Raw genomic sequence first — 20,358 nt, 5'->3', positions numbered from 1 at the left:
GAACAGGGGAAATTGACGTGGCGGATGATGACAAGCTTCTCGAGTATCTGCGGCGGCTCGCGGCGGATCTGCACGAGACGCGCCAGCGACTCCGCCAGGCCGAGGCGGGCGAGCAGGAGCCGGTCGCCATCATCGGCATGGGCCTGCGGCTGCCGGGTGGGATCGACACCCCCGAGGACTACTGGCGTCTGCTGTCAGCGGGTGACGACGCCGTCACGCCGTTCCCCTCCGACCGCGGCTGGCAGATGGACGGGCTGCTCGACGACGGTCCCGGCTTCGCCCAGGTGGGCGGATTCCTGGCCGGGGCCGGCGACTTCGACCCGGCGTTCTTCGGCATCAGCCCCCGCGAGGCCCTGGCCATGGACCCCCAGCAGCGGTTGCTGCTGGAGACGTCGTGGGAGACCATCGAGCGGGCCGGCATCGACCCGGCGTCGCTGAGCGGCGGCGACACCGGCGTCTTCATGGGCACCAACAGCCAGGACTACGGGACGCTGCTGGCCCTGTCGGCGCAGAGCGGCGAAGGCCACGCGCTCACCGGCAACGCGGCGAGCGTCATCTCCGGCCGGATCGCCTACACTTTCGGGTTCGAGGGGCCCGCCGTCTCGGTCGACACCGCCTGCTCCTCGTCGCTGGTGGCCCTGCACCTGGCCGCCCACGCGCTGCGCAAGGGCGAGTGCGAGCTGGCCCTGGCCGGCGGTGTCACGGTGATGTCCACCCCCGGCACGTTCGTCGAGTTCGCGAAGCAGGGCGGCCTGGCCGCCGACGGCCGGTGCAAGTCGTTCGCGGACGCCGCCGACGGCACCGGCTGGGGCGAGGGCGCCGCCGTCCTGCTGCTCACCCGGTTGTCCACCGCCGAGCGGCTCGGCCGGCCCGTCCTGGCCGTGCTGCGGGGCAGCGCGGTCAACCAGGACGGCGCCTCCAACGGCCTCACCGCCCCCAACGGTCCGTCCCAGCAGCGGGTCATCCGCCAGGCCTTGGACAACGCCCGGCTGACCAGCGTGCAGATCGACGCCGTGGAGGGCCACGGCACCGGCACCCGGCTCGGTGACCCGATCGAGGCGCAGGCACTGCTCGCCACGTACGGCCAGGACCGCCCGACCGGCCGCCCCCTGTGGCTCGGCTCGGTGAAGTCGAACATCGGCCACACCCAGTCCGCGTCCGGCGTGGCCGGCGTGATCAAGATGATCCTGGCGATGCGGCACGGTGTCCTGCCCCGGACCCTGCACGTGGACGCCGAGACCTCGCACGTGGACTGGGGAGCGGGTGCCGTCCGGCTGCTGACCGAGGCCCGGCCGTGGGAGTCGGACGGGCCGCGCCGGGCCGGTGTGTCGTCGTTCGGGATGAGCGGCACCAACGCGCACGTGATCATCGAGGAGGCGGCGCCGGCCGTCGAAGCGGCCGTTGTCCCGGCGCCCAATGACGTGGCGCTGCCCCCGCTGCTGCTCTCGGCGCGCAGCGAAGGGGCGCTGGCCGACCAGGTGGCCCGGCTGCGGCAGTTCCTGGCCGACCGGCCCGAGCTCGACCCGGTGCTGGTGGCGCGGGCGCTGCAGGCGACCCGGACGCCGAACCTGCCGTACCGCGCGGTGCTGCTCGGCGCCGGCGGTCCGCAGGTGACCGGGGTGGCGACTGCCGATCCCCGGGTGGCGTTGATGTTCTCGGGCCAGGGCAGTCAGCGTCCGGGAATGGGTCTCGGTCTTTACGAGGCGTTCCCGGCGTACGCGGTGGCGTTCGACGAGGTGTGTGCGGCGTTGGACATGCCGTTGCGGGAGGTGATCTCGGAGGCGTCGCAGTTGGATCAGACGTCGTTCACTCAGCCGGCGTTGTTCGCGGTGCAGGTGGCCTTGTTCCGGCTGTACGAGTCGTGGGGTGTGACGCCGGCGGTGTTGGGTGGTCATTCGATCGGTCTGATCGCGGCGGCTCACGTGGCCGGCGTTCTGGATCTGGCCGACGCGGCGCGGCTGGTGAAGGCGCGCGGCCGTCTGATGCAGGACCTGCCCGCGGGTGGGGCGATGGTGGCCCTGGACGCGTCGCGGGCCGAGGCGGAGGCGTTGATCGCTGGTTACACCGATCGGGTTGGTGTGGCGGCGGTGAACGGGCCGAAGTCCACGGTGATCTCCGGTGACGAGGCCGTTGTCGAGGAGTTGGCGGCGCGGTGGCCGGGTCGTTCGCGGCGGTTGAAGGTGAGCCATGCGTTCCATTCGCCGTTGATGGAGCCGATGCTCGCCGAGTTCGCCGTGGTCCTGTCGGAGCTGACCTGGAACCCGCCGCAGATCCCGGTGGTCGGCGGCGAGGTGGACCAGCCGGAGTTCTGGGTGCGGCATGCGCGTGAGGCGGTGCCGTTCCACGACATGGTCACCGAGTTGAGCGGTCACCTGTTTGTCGAGATCGGCCCCGACGGAACCCTGTCGGCGATGGCTTCCGACGCCGGGACCTGGCTGCCGGTGCTGCGCCGCGACCGTGACGAACCCGAGGCCGCGCTGGCCGCCCTCGCCGGGGTGCACGCCCACGGCGGCGGGGTGGACTGGACGGCGCTGCTCGGGGACGCCCCGGCCCAGCCTCTGCCCGGCTTGCCGACCTACCCCTTCCAGCACGAACGGTTCTGGCCCCGGGTGTCCGGTGTCTGGGCGGGTGACCCCGGCGCGCTGGGCCTCAGCACCGCCGATCACCCCCTGGTCGGCGCCGCGGTCGGCCTGGCCGACGGCGACGGCATGCTGCTGACCGGCCGGTTGTCGCTGGCCGCCCAGCCCTGGCTCGCCGACCACGTCATCCTCGGCTCGGCGCTGCTGGCCGGCACGGCGTTCGTCGACGTCGCGATGTGGGCCGCCGACCAGGTCGGGTGCACCACGGTCGACGAGCTGATGCTGCAGACCCCGCTGGTCATCCCGCCCCAGGGCGGCGTGCAGCTGCAGGTGTGGGTGGGCGACGCCGACGACACCGGCCGCCGCCCGGTCAACGTCTACTCCCGCCCCGAGAACGGCGACGGCCCGTGGACCCGGCACGCCACCGGAGTGCTGAGCCCGGAGACCGCTGTCACGCCGCTCCCGGCCCTCACCTGGCCACCGGCCGGCGCCGAGCCGGTCAGCCTGGACGGTGCGTACGAGCGACTCGCCGCCGGCGGCTACCACTACGGCCCGGCGTTCCAGGGCCTCCAAGGCGTCTGGCGGTCCGAGTCGGCGGTGTACGCCGAAGTGGCGGCGCCCGGCCTCGAGGACGCCGACCGGTTCGGCCTGCACCCGGCGTTGCTGGACGCCGCCATCCAGGCGATCGGCGTCGGCGGCCTGCTCGACGGCGGCCGCACAGTGCTGCCGTTCGCGTGGAACGGCGTCCGCCTGCACGCCGGCGCGGCGGCCACCCTGCGGGTGCGGCTGAGCAGGCACGACACCGCCGACGCGGTGCGGGTGGAGGCGTACGACGTGGCCGGGCAGCCGGTCCTGACCGCCGAGTCGCTGCTGCTGCGCGAACTGACGGCCGGTCCCGTGGCGGAGAACGCCGACGCGGCCCGGTCGTTGTTCGTGGTGGAGCTGTTCCCGCTGCCGGGAGCCGCCGGCCCCGTGCGGGGGGCGGGTTCCCTCGGGGTGACGGTGTGGAGCCCGGCTGCGCCGGAGGTCGAGGCGGCGTTGCGCCGTGTGCAGGAATGGCTGGCTGACCCGGGGTCGGCGGACAAGCGTCTGGTGGTGCTGACCCGGGGCGCCTCGGACGGCACCGATTTGGGTGCTGCGGCGGTGTGGGGTTTGGTGCGGTCGGCGCAGTCCGAGCATCCCGATCGGTTCGTGCTTGTCGACACCGATCGGCCGGATCAGCCGTCGGAGGAGTTGCTGCGGCAGATCGTGGCGTCCGGCGAGCCGGAGGTCGTACTGCGGGACGACGTCGCGCACGTACGCCGTCTGGTCCGGGCCACCCGCGGCGGGTTGTCGCCGGTCGCCGGGCAACGCCTCGACGTGTCCACCCCCGGCACCCTCGACAACCTCACCGCGCTCTCGTACCCGCAGGCCACTGGGCCGTTGGCGGCCGGGCAGGTGCGGGTTGCCGTGCACGCGCAGGGGGTGAACTTCCGGGACGTGCTGATCGGCCTCGGGATGTACCCGGGCAACGCCGTGATGGGCGTCGAACTGGCCGGCGTGGTGCTCGAGGCCGCTCCGGACGTGACCGGTCTGCGCGCCGGGGACCGGGTGTTCGGCCTCGGGGTCGGCCTGGCGCCGGTGGTGGTCACCGACGCGCGGCTGCTGGCCCCGGTTCCGGACGGCTGGTCGTTCACCGAGGCGGCCTCGGTGCCGATCGTCTTCCTCACCGCGTACTACGGCCTGCGGGTGCTCGCCGGTGCCCACGGCGGCCAGCGTGTCCTGGTGCACGCCGGTGCGGGCGGGGTCGGCATGGCGGCGATCCAGCTCGCCCAGGCGTGGGGTCTCGAGGTGTACGCCACCGCGAGCCCCGCCAAGTGGGAGGTCCTGCACGGCCTCGGCATCCCGCCGTCACATGTGGCGTCCTCGCGCGACCTGGACTTCCGGGAGAAGTTCGCCGGCGGGGTCGACGTGGTGCTCAACGCGCTGACCGGGCCGTTCGTGGACGCCTCGCTGGAACTGCTGACCCCCGGCGGGCACTTCCTCGAGATGGGCAAGTCCGACCTGCGCGACCCCGAGCAGCTGGGTGACCTGCACTACCAGGCGTTCGACCTGCTGGACGCCGGCCCCGACCGGCTCGGCGCGATGCTCGCCGAGCTGATGGCGATGTTCGCCGGGGGAGAGCTGAAGCCCCTGCCGGTGACCACTTTCGACGCTTCCCAGGCGGTTTCCGCGCTGCGTCACCTGCAGGCCGCCCGGCACGTCGGCAAGGTGGTCCTGCGTTACCCGGCGCTCGACCCGGCCGGCACTGTCCTGATCACCGGGGGGACCGGCGCGCTCGGCTCGATGCTGGCCCGCCACCTGGCCACCAGCCGCCGTCTGGGCGGGATCCTGGCGCTGTCCCGGCAGGGCGCGCACGCGCCCGGGGCGGCCCGGCTCGCCGCCGATCTGGCCGAAGCGGGCGTACGGGCCGAGGTCGTGGCCTGCGATGCCGCCGAACGGGCGGCCTTGGCCGGGGTGATCACCGGCCGAAGACTGACCGGGGTGGTGCACACCGCCGGCGTGCTGGACGACGCCATGACCGAGTCACTGACCCCGGACCGGCTCTCCACCGTCCTGCGGGCCAAGGCCGATGCCGCCTGGAACCTGCACGAGCTGACCCTCGACCTGCCGCTCGCGTGGTTCGTGCTCTACTCCTCGGCGGCCGCCACCCTCGGCGCACCTGGACAGGGCAACTACGCGGCGGCCAACGCGTACCTCGACGCCCTGGCCCAGCACCGCCAGTCGCTCGGTCTGCCCGGCCAGGCGCTGGCCTGGGGTCTGTGGGCCGAACGCTCGGCGATGACCGGGACCCTGGGCGGCACGGACCTGGCCCGGATCGGCCGGGGCGGCATCGGGGCGCTCTCCCGCGAGCAGGGCATGGCGCTGTTCGACGCGGCGGTCGGCGACGGCCGCCCGGCGCTGGTGCCGATCCGGCTCGACGTGGCCGGGCTGCGGCGGGCGGGTGGCGCCGGAGTGCCGCCGCTGCTGCGGTCCCTGGCCGGGCGGTCCCGGCGTTCGGCGGCCGCCGCCGGGCAGGCCGGCGAGCTGGCGGCCGCGCTGGCCGAGCTGTCGCCGGAGGAACGCGACCGGTCGGTCCTGGAGCTGGTGCGTGCGCAGGCGGCCGTGGTGCTGGGCCACAGCGGCAGCCAGGCGGTGGACGCCGACGCGGTGTTCCGGGACCTCGGCTTCGACTCGCTGACCGCGGTCGAGCTGCGTAACCGGCTGGCGGGCGTGAGCGGTCTGCGGCTGCCGGCCACCCTCGTTTTCGACTACCCGACCCCGCGGGTGCTGGCCGACTTCCTGCTGGCCGAGGTGACCGGGGCCGCCGCCGAGGTCGCCTCGGTGAAGGCCACCGTGTCGGCCACCGACGAGCCGATCGCGATCGTGGGCATGAGCTGCCGCTTCCCGGGCGGCGTGGACTCCCCGCAACAGCTGTGGCAGCTGCTCGCCGAGGGCGGCGAGGGCATCGGCCGATTCCCCACCGATCGCGGCTGGGATCTGGCCACTTTGGCGGACGGCGCCAGCAGCACCGCCCGCGGCGGGTTCCTGACCGACGTAGCGGGTTTCGATGCCGCGTTCTTCGGGATCAGCCCCCGTGAGGCGCTGGCCATGGACCCCCAGCAGCGGCTGCTGCTGGAAACGACCTGGCAGGCGCTCGAGGACGCGGGTGTCGACCCGAGCGGCCTGCGCGGCACCGACACCGGCGTCTACGTCGGCGTGGCGTCCTCCGGGTACGGCATCGGTTCCGACGTCGGCGAGGGCCACGCGCTGACCGGCTCGACCACCAGCGTGGCGTCCGGCCGGGTGGCGTACACCCTGGGGTTGGAAGGCCCGGCGGTCTCGGTCGACACCGCGTGCTCGTCCTCGCTGGTCGCCTTGCATCTCGCGAGCCAGGCGCTGCGCTCCGGCGAGTGCGGGCTGGCCCTGGCCGGCGGCGTGACCGTGATGGCCACGCCGGGCATCTTCACCGAGTTCTCCCGGCAACGCGGCCTCGCGCCCGACGGCCGGTGCAAAGCGTTCGCCGACGCGGCCGACGGCACCGGCTGGAGCGAGGGCGTCGGCATCCTGGTGCTCGAGCGACTCTCGGAGGCTCGTCGTAACGGCCACCGGGTGCTGGCGGTGGTGCGCGGCAGCGCGGTCAACCAGGACGGCGCGTCGAACGGCTTGAGCGCCCCCAACGGCCCGTCGCAGCAGCGGGTCATCCGCCAGGCGCTCGCCAACTCGGGCCTGACCGCCGCTGACATCGACGCGGTCGAGGCGCACGGCACCGGCACCACGCTGGGTGACCCGATCGAGGCGCAGGCTCTGCTGGCGACGTACGGCCAGGACCGTCCCGAGGACCGGCCGTTGTGGCTCGGCTCGATCAAGTCGAACATCGGCCACACCCAGTCGGCCGCCGGTGTCGCCGGCATCATCAAGGTCATCCTGGCCATGCGGCACGGCGTGCTGCCGAAGACGCTGCATGTCGACGCGCCGTCGTCGCACGTGGACTGGGCGTCCGGCGATGTCGAGCTGTTGACCGAGGCCCGCCCGTGGGAGGCGGACGGCCGCAAGCGCCGGGCTGGTGTGTCGTCGTTCGGTATCAGCGGCACCAACGCGCACGTCATCCTGGAAGAGGCGGACACCGCCCCCGCGGTCTCGCCGGCAGCGGAGACCCTGGTTCCCTGGATGTTGTCGGCGCGCAACGAGCAGGCCCTGTACGAGCAGGCCGGCCGGATGCGGCAGTTCCTCGCCGACCAGCCGGAGCTCGACCTCGCCCGGGTCGGCCGGGTGCTGCTGAACGGCCGGGCCCGGCTGTCGCACCGCGCAGTGGTCCTCGGCGCCGACCGGGCCGAACTGATGGACGCCCTGGCCGACCTGGACGCCGTGCGCGGCGTGGCCGCCCCGGCGGCCGGCGGTGTGGTGTTCGTCTTTCCGGGGCAAGGCGCCCAGTGGGTCGGGATGGGGCTCGGCCTGTGGGAGTCGGATCCGGTTTTCGCGGCGGCGATGGAGCGTTGCGAGCAGGCGTTGGCGCCGTTCGTGGACTGGTCGCTGCGGGAGGTGCTCGCCGACCCGGCGGCCCTGGATCGGGTCGACGTGGTGCAGCCCGCGTTGTGGGCGGTGATGGTGTCGCTGGCCGACCTGTGGCGGCACTGGGGTGTCGAGCCGGCGGCGGTGATCGGCCATTCGCAGGGTGAGATCGCTGCGGCGGTGGTGGCCGGTGGGTTGTCGCTGGTTGACGGCGCGCGGGTGGTGGCGTTGCGCAGTCAGGCGATTGCCGCGATCGCGGGTGGCGGCGGGATGGTGTCGGTGCCCGTGCCGGTAGGCGATGTTGAGCCGCTGCTGGAACCGTTCGGTTTGGCGGTGGCGGCGGTCAACGGCCCGTCGCAGGTCGTCGTCGCCGGCCCGGCCGACGGTTGTGACCGGTTCGTCGAGACGTACCCGGAGCTGAACGCGCGGCGGATCGCGGTGGATTATGCGTCGCACACGGCCGGGATGGAACCGCTGCGGGAGCGACTGGCACTTGAGGTGACGCCGGTCGCCGGTGGGGTGCCGTTCTATTCGACCGTGCACGCGGAGCCGATCGAGACCAGCGCGCTGGACGGCGAGTACTGGTACACCAACTTGCGGCAGACCGTGCGTTTCGCCGACACCGTGCAGGCGTTGATCGCGGCCGGTCACCGGGCCTTTGTCGAGATGAGCCCGCATCCGGTGCTCACGATGGCGGTCGAGCAGGCGGGTGACGGCCTGGTGGTGACCGGCAGCCTGCGCCGCGAGGACGACACCCGCAAGCGGTGGCTGCGTTCGGTTGCCGTCCTGCACACAGCGGGAGTCACCGTCGACTGGAGCCGGGTCCTGGGCGCCGGCCCGGTGCGGCCGATGTCGCTGCCGACCTACCCGTTCCAGCGCGAGCGGTTCTGGCCGCCGACCTCCGGCGTGTCCGGCGAGGGCGCCGAATTCTGGCAGGCCATCCAGCGCCAGGACGTGGACACCATCGCGGCCGCCCTCGAACTGCAGGAACCCGGCCGGGAGTCGCTGCAGCAGCTGATGCCGGCGCTGTCGCGGTGGATGCGGCAGCGGCACGGCCGGACGGCGCTGTCGCAGTGGTGGTACCAGCTGGACTGGGTGCCGCTGCGGGGCGAACCGGCCGCCCGGCTGCACGGCCGGTGGCTGCTGGTGGTCCCGAGCGGCTACACCGGCGCCGAGCCCGAGATCCTGGCCCGGCACGGCGCCGACGTCCGGGTCGTCGAGGTCGACCCCGCGGCCGTACGGCGTGACGAGCTGGCCGACCTGCTGAGGCACACCGTCGAGCGCGGCGAGCCGGTCCAGGCGGTGGCCTCGCTGCTCGCCGCGGACGACGGGCCGGATCCGGCCGGCACCGGCGTGACCGGCACGCTGGTGCTGGTCCAGGCGCTGGGCGACGCCGCCGTCGATGCTCCCTTGTGGCTGCTCACCCGGGGCGCGGCCGGCGCCGGCGAGGCGCCGGAACGCCCCGCCCAGGCGATGGTGTGGGGGCTCGGCCGGGTGGCCGGCCTCGAGTACCCGGACCGGTTCGGCGGCCTGATCGACCTGCCGCAGCGGTGGGACACCCGCACCGAACGGGCGTGGTGCGCGGTGCTGGCCGGCTGGGACGGCCAGGACCAGGTGGCGATCCGCGAGGACGGCGTGTACGCGGCCCGGCTGTCCGGCTACGACCCGGTCCCGGTCCCGGCCGCCGACCGGTGGCGGCCGACCGGCACCGTGCTGGTCACCGGCGGCACCGGGGCGCTCGGCGCGCACCTGACCCGCTGGCTGGCCGACGCGGGCGCCACTCACATCGTGGTGACGTCCCGGCGCGGCGCGGCTGCCCCCGGCGCCGGGGACCTGCTCGCCGCCGTGGAAGGCACTCCGGCGCGGGTGGACGTGGTGGCGGTCGACGCCGCCGACGGGCCGGCACTGGCCGGGCTGGTCAGCGGACTGGCCGGGCGGGGCACGCCGATCCGTACCGTCATCCATGCCGCCGCCCTCATCGAACTGGCCGCACTCGACCACCTGGACCCGGCGGCCCTGCTCGACGTGCTGCGCGCCAAGACGGTCGGCGCCTGGCAGCTCGGGCAGGTCTTCGAGCCGGAGCAGCTCGACTCCATGGTGCTGTTCTCCTCGATCGCCGGGGTCTGGGGCAGCGGGGTGCACGGCGCCTACGCCGCGGCGAACGCCTACCTCGACGCGTACGCGCTCTGGCTCCGTGCCCGCGGATACCCGGTCACCTGCGTGGACTGGGGCATCTGGGCCGCCCAGGGCCCGGACGCGGCCGAGACCGCCCCCGACTCGGCCAAGGCCGGTGTGACAGCGGAGTCGGTGATGGGCCAGGGCCTGCGGTTCATGGACCCGGGCACCGCGCTGGAAGGGCTGCAGCATGCCCTCGACCTGCGGATCCCGGCGGTGGCCATCGCCGACGTGGACTGGGAACGGTTCGCGCCGGTCTTCACCGCCCGCCGCCCGAGCCCGCTGCTCGGCCAACTGCCGCAGGTCCGCGAGGTGCTCGGCCGGCAGGTCACCGCGGGCGGCGACAGCGGGCTGGCCCAGCGGCTGGCCCAGACCACCCCGGCCGAGCGGGAACCGCTGCTGATCGGCCTGGTCGCCCAGCACGCCGGCGTCGTTCTCGGCCACCCGGACGGGCAGACCATCGCGGCCGGCACGGCGTTCCGGGACATCGGGTTCGACTCGATCACCGCCGTCGAGCTGCGCAACCGCCTGGTCACCGCGACCGGGCTGGCGCTGCCGGCAACGCTGGTGTTCGACTACCCGACCCCGCAGGCCCTGGCCGCGCACCTCCTGGCCGAACTCACCGGCTCGGCCACCGCGGCTGCCCCGGTCACGGCAGCCGTCACCCTGATCGACGAACCGGTCGCGATCGTCGGCATGAGCTGCCGGCTGCCGGGCGGCGTGGACAACCCGGCCCAGCTGTGGCAGCTGCTGACCGACGGTGGTGACGCCATCACCCCGCTGCCCACCGACCGTGGCTGGGACCTCAGTACGCTCCCGGACGACGCCCTCAGCGCCCACCACGGCGGTTTCCTGGCCGACGTGTCCCGGTTCGACGCCGGGTTCTTCGGGATCAGCCCCCGCGAGGCCGTCGCGATGGACCCGCAGCAGCGGCTCCTGCTCGAATCGGTGTGGCAGGCGCTGGAGGACGCCGCGATCGACCCGGGCGGCCTGCACGGGTCCAGCACCGGCGTCTACATCGGCTGCACCGGCCAGGACTACTCGACGCTGCTGGCGATGGCCGCCGACGACAGTCTCGGGCACGCGGTGACCGGCAACGCCACCAGCGTGCTGTCCGGCCGGATCGCGTACAGCCTCGGTCTCGAAGGCCCGGCGGTGACCGTCGACACCGCCTGTTCCTCCTCGCTGGTCGCGCTGCACCTGGCCGCCCAGGCGCTGCGGTCGGGGGAGTGTGGCCTCGCGGTGGCCGGCGGTGTGTCGGTGATGGCCACCCCCGGCACGCTGATCGGTTTCACCAGGCAGCAGGCGCTGGCCTCCGACGGCCGCTGCAAGGCGTTCGCGGACGCCGCCGACGGCATGGGCCTGGCCGAGGGCGCCGGCATCGTGGTGCTGGAACGGCTCTCCGACGCCCGCCGTAACGGCCACGAGGTGCTGGCCGTGGTGCGGGGTAGTGCGATCAATCAGGATGGTGCTTCGAACGGGTTGAGTGCGCCGAACGGGCCGTCGCAGCAGCGGGTGATCCGGCAGGCGTTGGCCAATGCGGGGCTGACGGCGGCGGATATCGATGCGGTGGAGGCGCACGGTACCGGCACGAGGCTGGGTGACCCGATCGAGGCGCAGGCGTTGATGGCCACCTACGGCCAGGAGCGGCCGGAGGACCGGCCGCTGTGGCTGGGGTCGGTGAAGTCGAACGTCGGCCACACCCAGGGCGCCTCCGGCATCGCCGGCGTGATCAAGATGGTGCTCGCCCTGCGCAACGGTGTGCTGCCCAGGACGTTGCACGTGGACGCGCCGTCATCGCATGTGAACTGGTCGGCCGGCGCGGTTGAGCTGCTGACCGAGGCGCGGGCGTGGGAGGCGGAGGGCCGTCCTCGGCGGGCGGGTGTGTCGTCGTTCGGGATCAGTGGGACCAATGCGCACGTGATTCTGGAGGAGGCTGAGCCGGCTCCTGTCCCGGAGAGCCCGGTGGTTGCGGTGGTGCCGTGGGTGTTGTCGGCTCGTAGCGAGCAGGCGCTCCGGGATCAGGCGGCCGGGTTGCGGGAGTTCGTTGCCGAGCGGCCGGGGCTGGATCTGGTTCGGGTGGGGCGGACGTTGGCGTGGGGCCGGGCGGCGTTGCCGCATCGTGCGGTGGTGTTGGGCACCGGCCGCGACGAGCTGCTCGCCGGGCTGGCCGACCTCGACGGCGTGCGTGGTGTGGTGAGTCCGGCCGCTGGTCGGGTGGTGTTCGTGTTTCCGGGTCAGGGGGCGCAGTGGGTTGGGATGGGCCGCGCTCTGTGGGAGTCGGAGCCGGTGTTCGGCGCGGCGATGCAACGCTGCGAGCAGGCGTTGGCGCCGTTTGTGGATTGGTCGTTGCGGGAGGTCCTGGCCGACCCGGCGGCGTTCGAGCGGGTCGATGTGGTGCAGCCGGCGTCGTGGGCTGTCATGGTGTCGCTGGCCGAGTTGTGGCGGCACTGGGGTGTTGAGCCGGGCGCGGTGGTCGGTCATTCCCAGGGTGAGATCGCTGCGGCGGTGGTTTCCGGTGGGTTGTCGCTAGTTGACGGTGCGCGGGTGGTTGCCCTGCGCAGTCAGGCGATCGCGGCGATTGCGGGCAGCGGTGGGATGGTGTCGGTGCCCGTGCCGGTAGGCGATGTTGAGTCGTTGCTGGAACCGTTTGGTTTGGCGGTGGCGGCGGTGAATGGTCCGTCGCAGGTGGTGGTGGCTGGTCCGGCTGAGGGCTGCGACCGGTTCGTCGAGACGTACCCGGAGTTGAATGCGCGGCGGATTGCGGTGGATTATGCGTCGCACACGGCTGGGATGGAGCCGTTGCGGGAGCGTTTGGCGTTGGATGTGGCGCCGGTCGCTGGTGAGGTGCCGTTCTATTCGACGGTGTATGCGGAGCCGATCGACACCAGCAGGTTGGACGGCGATTACTGGTTCACGAACCTGCGGCAGACGGTTCGGTTCGCGGACACGGTCGAGGCGTTGGTCGAGGCTGGGCATCGGGTGTTCGTGGAGTTGAGTCCGCATCCGGTGTTGACGATGGCGGTGGAGCAGGCCGGTGACGGTCTGGTCGTCACGGGCAGCCTGCGCCGCAATGACGACTCCCGGGCGCGGTGGTTGCGTTCGGTGGCGACGTTGCACACGGCGGGGGTCGAGGTGGATTGGAAGCAGGCCCTCGGTGACGGCGTGGTCCAGCCGCTGAGCCTGCCGACCTATCCGTTCCAGCGCGAGCGTTACTGGCCGCGGATGCGGGAGCTCGTGGCGTCACCCGGCGACGGGTTCGACGCCCAGTTCTGGCAGGCGGTCCAGCGCGGCGACGGCGCGGCACTGGCCAACGCGTTGCGGGTGGAGGAGCAGGGCCTGACCGCGCTGCTCCCGGCCCTCGCACAGTGGCGGCGCACGCGCCAGGACCGCCAGACGATCGACGGCTGGCGCTACCAGGTGAGCTGGTCGGCGATCTCCGGCAGCCCGGACCCGCTGCTGAGCGGCGCCTGGCTGATCGCCGGTGACGACCCGGACGGCCGGGTGCGGCGGATGCTGTCGGCGTACGGCGCGGCCGAGGCCGAACCCGGCGACGACGTGGCTGCCATCGTGGTGCTGCCCGGCGCCGACCCGGTGACCGAGGTACTGGCGCTGGTCAAGTCGGCCGAAGCCCGGATCTGGGTGCTCACCGAGGGTGCGGTGGCGGTTCGGCCCGGGGAACGAGTGACCGACCCGCTGGCCGCCGCAGTGTGGGGCTTCGGCCGGGTGGCGGCCCTGGAACACCCGCAGCAGTGGGGTGGCCTGGTCGACATGCCGGCCGGCCCGTGGAACGACGCGGTGGCCCGCCGGTGCGCGGCGGTGCTTGCCGGATGGAACGACGAGGACCAGGTAGCGGTGCGCCCCGGCGGTGTGTTCGCCAGGCGGCTGGTGCACGCGCCCGCCCCGGAGACCCCTCGGGTGTGGCAGCCGCACGGCACCGTCCTGGTCACCGGCGGCACCGGTGGGGTCGGCCGCAACGTCGCCCGGTGGATCGCGGAGAGCGGCGCCGGCCAGGTGGTGCTGACCTCGCGGCGCGGCCCCCAGGCGGCCGGCTTGGCGCGCTCGGCGGCCGAGCTGGCCGGGTTCGGCGCACGGGTCAGCGTCCTGGCCTGTGACATCGCCGACCGGCGGCAGCTCGCGGCCGTGGTGGCCGCAACCGGCCCGGTGCACGCGGTCGTGCACGCGGCAGGGGTCGCCCAGGCCACGCTGATCGCCGAAACCAGCCCCGAAGTGGTCGCCGACGTCTGGTCGGGCAAAGTCAACGGCCTCCACAGCCTGCACGAGGTGCTGGTCGAGGGCGGCCACCCGCTGGACGCCATGGTGCTGTTCTCGTCGAACTCCGGGGTGTGGGGCAGCGCCTGGCAGGGCGTGTACGCCGCCGCGAACGCTTACCTGGACGCCTACGCCGTCGCCCAGCGGGCCGAGGGCCGCCCGGTCACCAGCGTGGCGTGGGGCCTGTGGGGCGGCGACGGCATGGCGGGGGCGGACGGCGCCGAACACCTCGGGCGGCGTGGCCTGCGACCCATGCAGCCCCGCCTCGCTGTGCAGGCAATGGCCGAGGCGGTCGGCCAGGACGAGACCCTCCTCTCGGTGTCCGACATGGATTGGGAGCGGTTCCTCCCCACGTTCACGATGTCCCGGCCCAGCCCGCTGCTCGGCGACCTGCCCGAGGCGCGGGTCCCCGAGTTTTCGCCGGCCGCCGCCGAGCCACTGGTCGAGTCGGCCCTGGCCGCCCGGCTGCGCCCGCTGTCGGACGCCGACCGCCGCCGGGCGCTGCTGGAGCTGGTCCAGGCACTGGCTGCCGCGGTGCTCGGGCACGCCGGCGCGGGGGCAGTCGAGGCCCGTACGGCGTTCCGGGATCTCGGTTTCGACTCGGTCACCGCGGTCGAGCTGCGCAACCGGCTGGCCACCGCCACCGGTCTGTCACTGCCGGCCACCCTCGTCTTCGACTACCCCAGCGCCGAGGTGCTCTCCGGCCAGCTGTTCGGCCTGCTGTTCGGCGCCGCCGACCCGGTCGCGGAGGCGGCCGAGTTCGCCGCCGCCATGATCGACGAGCCGATCGTGATCGTCGGCATGGGCTGCCGCTACCCGGGAGGCGCCGACGACCCCCAGCAGTTCTGGCAGGTGCTGGTCGACGGAGTGGACACGGTCAGCCCGTTCCCGTCCGACCGCGGCTGGGACATCGGCGGCATGGACGCCGTCCCCGAGCTCGCCGAGACCGGTTACGCCCGGCTCGGCGGCTTCCTTGACGACGTGGCCGGCTTCGACGCGGGCTTCTTCGGCATCAGCCCCCGGGAAGCGGTCGCGATGGACCCCCAGCAGCGGCTGCTGCTGGAAACCGCCTGGCAGGCCCTGGAGGACGCCGGGATCGACCCCGGCGGCCTGCGCGGCTCGGACACCGGCGTGTACATCGGCACCGGCGGCCAGGACTACGCCGCGCTGCTGGCAGGCGTGTCCGGGAGCGAGGGGTACGGCCTGACCGGCAACGCCGCGAGCGTCATCTCCGGCCGGGTGGCCTACACCCTCGGCCTTGAGGGCCCGGCCGTCTCGGTCGACACCGCCTGTTCGTCGTCGCTTGTCGCCCTGCACCTGGCCGGTCAGGCGCTGCGCGGCGGGGAGTGTTCGCTGGCGCTGGCCGGTGGCGTCGCGGTGATGGCCACCCCGGGCGCGTTCGTGGAGTTCGGCCGCCAGCGCGGGCTGGCCGCCGACGGACGCTGCAAGGCGTTCGCGGACGCGGCCGACGGCACCGGCTGGGGCGAGGGAGTCGGCGTCCTGGTCCTGGAACGGCTCTCGGACGCCCGTCGCAACGGCCACCAGGTGCTGGCAGTGGTGCGCGGCAGCGCGGTCAACCAGGACGGCGCCTCGAACGGCCTGAGCGCCCCCAACGGCCCCTCGCAGCAGCGGGTCATCCGCCAGGCGCTGGCCGGTGCGGGCCTGTCGGCGACCGAGGTCGACGTGGTCGAGGCGCACGGCACCGGCACCACGCTGGGTGACCCGATCGAGGCGCAGGCACTCCTGGCCACGTACGGTCGGAACCGGCCCGCCGACCAGCCGCTCTGGCTGGGCTCGGTGAAGTCCAACATCGGCCACACCCAGGCCGCCGCCGGCGTCGCCGGAATCATCAAGATGGTCCTGGCGATGCGGCACGGTGTGCTTCCCCGGACCCTGCACGTGGACGCGCCGTCGGGCCAGGTGGACTGGACGGCCGGCTCGATCGAGCTGCTGACCGAGGCCCGCCCGTGGCAGCCGGGTGAACGTCCTCGCCGGGCGGGCGTTTCGGCCTTCGGCGTCAGCGGCACCAACGCGCACGTCATCATCGAGGAACCGGAGCCGATGCCGGCCGCCGAGCCGGTCGTGCGGCCGGCGCCGGGCGGTGTGGTGCCGCTGCTGGTCTCGGCCCGCAGCGAGCGGGCGCTGGCCGAGCAGACGGCCCGGCTGCGCGAGCTTGCCGTCGCGGATGCGATGACGGTGGGCCGGGCGCTGCTTTTCGGCCGGGCGCAGCTGCCGCACCGCGCGGTGATCCTGGGATCCGAGACGGTGACCGGGGTGGCGGCTCCCGGCACTCGGGTGGCGTTCATGTTCTCCGGGCAGGGGTCGCAGCGCCCGGGTATGGGTCTCGGGTTGTACGAGGCGTTCCCGGTGTACGCCGACGCCTTCGACGAGGTGTCCGCGCATCTCGATCTGCCGCTGCACGAGGTGATCAGTGGCGCGGAGTTGGACCGTACGGAGTTCACCCAGCCGGCCCTGTTCGCGGTGCAGGTGGCCTTGTTCCGGCTGTACGAGTCGTGGGGTGTGACGCCGGCGGCGCTGGGTGGTCATTCGATCGGTCTGATCGCGGCGGCTCACGTGGCCGGCGTTCTCGATCTGGCCGACGCGGCGCGGCTGGTCAAGACCCGCGGCCGGTTGATGCAGGACCTCCCCGCCGGTGGGGCGATGGTGGCCCTGGACGCCTCGCGGGCCGAGGCGGAGGCGTTGATCGCCGGTTACACCGATCGGGTCGGTGTGGCGGCGGTGAACGGGCCGAAGTCCACGGTGATCTCCGGTGACGAGGCCGTTGTCGAGGAGTTGGCGGCGCGGTGGCCGGGTCGTTCGCGGCGGTTGCAGGTGAGCCATGCGTTCCATTCGCCGTTGATGGAGCCGATGCTCGCCGAGTTCGCCGTGGTCCTGTCGGAGCTGACCTGGAACCCGCCGCAGATCCCGGTGGTCGGCGGCGAGGTGGACCAGCCCGAGTTCTGGGTGCGGCACGCGCGTGAGGCGGTGCCGTTCCACGACATGGTCACCGAGTTGAGCGGTCACCTGTTTGTCGAGATCGGCCCCGACGCCACCCTGTCGGCGATGGCCGCCGACGCCGGGACCTGGCTTCCGTCGCTGCGCCGCGACCGCGACGAACCACAGGCGGCGCTGACCGCGCTGGCCGGGATCCACGTGCACGGCGGCCCGGTGGACTGGGCCGCGCTGCTGGGCCGGGGCCCGGCCCGGCCGGTGGGCCTGCCGACGTACCCGTTCCAGCGCGAGCGGTTCTGGCCCGAGGTGGCGGCCGGCGCCGGCGTGGACCGGCTGGCCGGGCTGGAAGCCGAGTTCTGGGACGCGGTGCAGCGGCAGGACGCGGCAGTGGTTCTGCCCGCCCTGGCCTCGCTGCGTGAACGGCAGACCCGCTCGCAGATGGCGGCCTGGCGCTACCAGGTGGGCTGGACACGGCTCACGCTGCCGAGCCGTACCGTCCTGTCCGGAACCTGGGCGGTGGTCTGCGACACCCGCAGCGTCCCGGACCGTCCGGACGCGGGCGCCGGCCTGGCCGGGGTGCTCGCGTCGGCGGGCGTCGAGGTCGTGGTCGTGGACCTGGCCGACGTGGCGGCCGGGCTGACGCCGGACGTGGTGCTTGCTGGTGGGCTGGTGCTGCCGGGCACCGGCCCGGAGGCCGCCGCGCGGCTGCTGACCGTTCTGCAGGCGTGGCCGCAAGCGGGCCGGCTGTGGGTGGTGACCCAGGGCGCCGTCGCGTCCGCCGCCGGTGAGCCGGCGGACGCCTGGCAGGGCTCGTTGTGGGGTCTGGCCCGGGTGTTCGGCACCGAGTCGCCGGACCGCTGGGGCGGCCTGATCGACCTGCCCGCCGCGGGCTGGGATGCCTCGCTGGCCGCCGACACGGTCGCGGTGCTGGCCGGTTGGCGGGGCGAGACGCAGGTCGCGGTACGGGTCGGCGGGGCACTCGGGATGCGGCTGCGTCCCGCCGCCGCGCCGTCCGGGCCGGGCTGGCGTCCGTCCGGGACGGTGCTGGTCACCGGCGGCACGGGGGCCTTGGGCGTACGGGTGGCGCAGTGGGTCGCCGAGCGGGGTGCGCAACAGGTCGTCCTGACGTCCCGGCGGGGGATGACGGCGCCCGGCGCGGCCAACGCGGTCCAGCAGCTTGCCGACGCCGGGATCGCGGTGCACGTGGTGGCCGCCGACGCCGCCGACCGTCCGGCGCTGGACGCGCTCGTCGCCCGGATCCCGGACCTCGACGCCGTGGTGCACACCGCGGGCGTTCTCGACGACGGGATCATCGACTCGCTGACACCGGAACGCCTGGACGTGGTGGCCCGGGCGAAGATCGACGCTGTGGTGGCGCTGGACGAGGCGACCGCCGGGCGCAACCTCTCGGCGTTCGTGCTGTTCTCGTCGATGGCCGCTCTGGCCGGTTCGCCGGGGCAGGGCAACTACGCGGCGGCCAACGCGTTCCTGGACACCTACGCCCAGCAGCGCCGGGCGCAAGGCGTGCCGATGGTGTCGATCGGCTGGGGCGCCTGGGCCGGTGCCGGGCTGGCCGACACGGACCTGGTGCGCGGCCGTACGAACCGGTCCGGGCTGGCCGGCATGGACCCCGCCGTGGCGGTGACCGCGCTGGCCCACGCGCTCGACGGCGACGGCTACCTGACGGTGGCGCAGACCGACTGGGCGCAACTGGCCGCCGGGCTCGGCGTGCCGGCCTGGCTGAGCGAGCTGCCGGACATGCCGGAGGCCGCCGGGCGTACCGGGGAAAGGGTTCCCGCGTTGGCGGCCCAGGTGCGCGAGGCGGCAGCAGCGCAGCGGGAAGCACTGGTGCTGGCGGCCGTCCGGGATCACGCGGCGACCGTTCTCGGGCACCGGGACGCGGGCGTCGTCGAGCAGGGCGTCGCATTCCGGGATCTCGGCTTCGACTCGCTGACCGCGGTCGAGCTGCGCAACCTGCTGGCCGCGGTGACCGGGCTGGCGCTGCCGGCGTCGCTGGTGTTCGACTACCCGACCCCCCTGGCGCTTGCCGAGTTCCTGCTCGGCGAGCTGACCGGATCGGCCTCGGCGGCGGGCCCGGTGACGGCGGCCGTCGCGATGCTCGACGAGCCGATCGCGATCGTGGGCATGAGCTGCCGGTTCCCCGGCGGGGTGGGCAACGCCGAGCAGCTGTGGGAGTTGCTGGCGGCCGGCCGCGACGGCGTCGGCGACTTCCCGGCCGACCGCGGCTGGGACCTGAGCGTGCTGTCCGACGGCGCCACCGTCATCGACCAGGGCGGGTTCCTGGCCGACGTGGCCGGGTTCGACGCCGCGTTCTTCGGGATCAGCCCCCGCGAGGCCCTCGCCATGGACCCCCAGCAGCGGATTCTGCTGGAAACTACGTGGCGGGCCCTGGAGGACGCGGGTATCGACCCCGGCGGCCTCCGAGGCTCGGCGACCGGCGTCTACGTCGGGACCAACGGCCAGGACTATCCGGCGCTGCTGAGCCTGGCCGGGTCCGACGGCGACGGGTTCATCGGCACCGGCAACGCCGCCAGCGTCATCTCCGGCCGGCTGGCTTACACGCTTGGCCTCGAAGGTCCGGCCGTCTCGGTCGACACCGCGTGTTCGTCGTCGCTTGTCGCCCTGCACCTGGCCGGTCAGGCGTTGCGGTCGGGGGAGTGCTCGCTGGCGCTGGCCGGGGGCGTCACGGTGATGGCCACGCCGTCGCTGTTCCTGGAATTCTCCAAGCAGGGTGGCCTGGCGGCCGACGGGCGCTGCAAGGCGTTCTCGGATTCCGCGGACGGTACGGGCTGGGGCGAGGGCGCCGGCGTCCTGGTCCTGGAACGGCTGTCGGACGCCCGCCGCAACGGGCACCAGGTGCTGGCGGTGGTCCGGGGCAGCGCGGTGAACCAGGACGGCGCGTCCAACGGGCTCAGCGCCCCGAACGGCCCCTCGCAGCAACGGGTGATCCGGCAGGCGCTGGCCAACGCGGGACTCGCGGCGACCGACATCGACGCGGTGGAGGCGCACGGCACCGGAACCCGGCTCGGTGACCCGATCGAGGCGCAGGCGCTGCTGGCCACGTACGGGCAGGACCGCTCCTCCGAACGGCCGCTGTGGCTCGGCTCGGTGAAGTCCAACCTCGGGCACACCCAGGCCGCCGCCGGTGTGGCCGGCCTGATCAAGATGGTGCTCGCCATGCGCCACGGCGTCCTGCCGCGGACCCTGCACGCGGATACGCGCTCCTCGCAGGTGGACTGGACGGCCGGCGCCATCGAGCTGCTCACCGAGTCCCGGGATTGGGACGTGGACGGGCGGCCGCGCCGGGCCGGCGTGTCGGCGTTCGGCA

The 20,358-nt window shown here is 73.7% G+C and carries 1 protein-coding gene (only partly in view); it reads left to right on the top strand.

The window, feature by feature from the left end; genetic code table 11:
• Nucleotides 1-17: 17 nt before the first annotated feature.
• Nucleotides 18-20,358, top strand: the start of a protein-coding gene (locus C8E87_RS46205; protein WP_279536960.1) for a type I polyketide synthase. It continues 35,858 nt past the right edge of the window; only the first 20,341 of its 56,199 coding nucleotides appear in the window; its start codon is at nt 18-20; its stop codon lies beyond the right edge, outside the window.

Source organism: Paractinoplanes brasiliensis (assembly GCF_004362215.1).
GTDB lineage: Bacteria > Actinomycetota > Actinomycetes > Mycobacteriales > Micromonosporaceae > Actinoplanes > Actinoplanes brasiliensis.
This window is presented reverse-complemented; position numbering and strand designations above follow the sequence as displayed.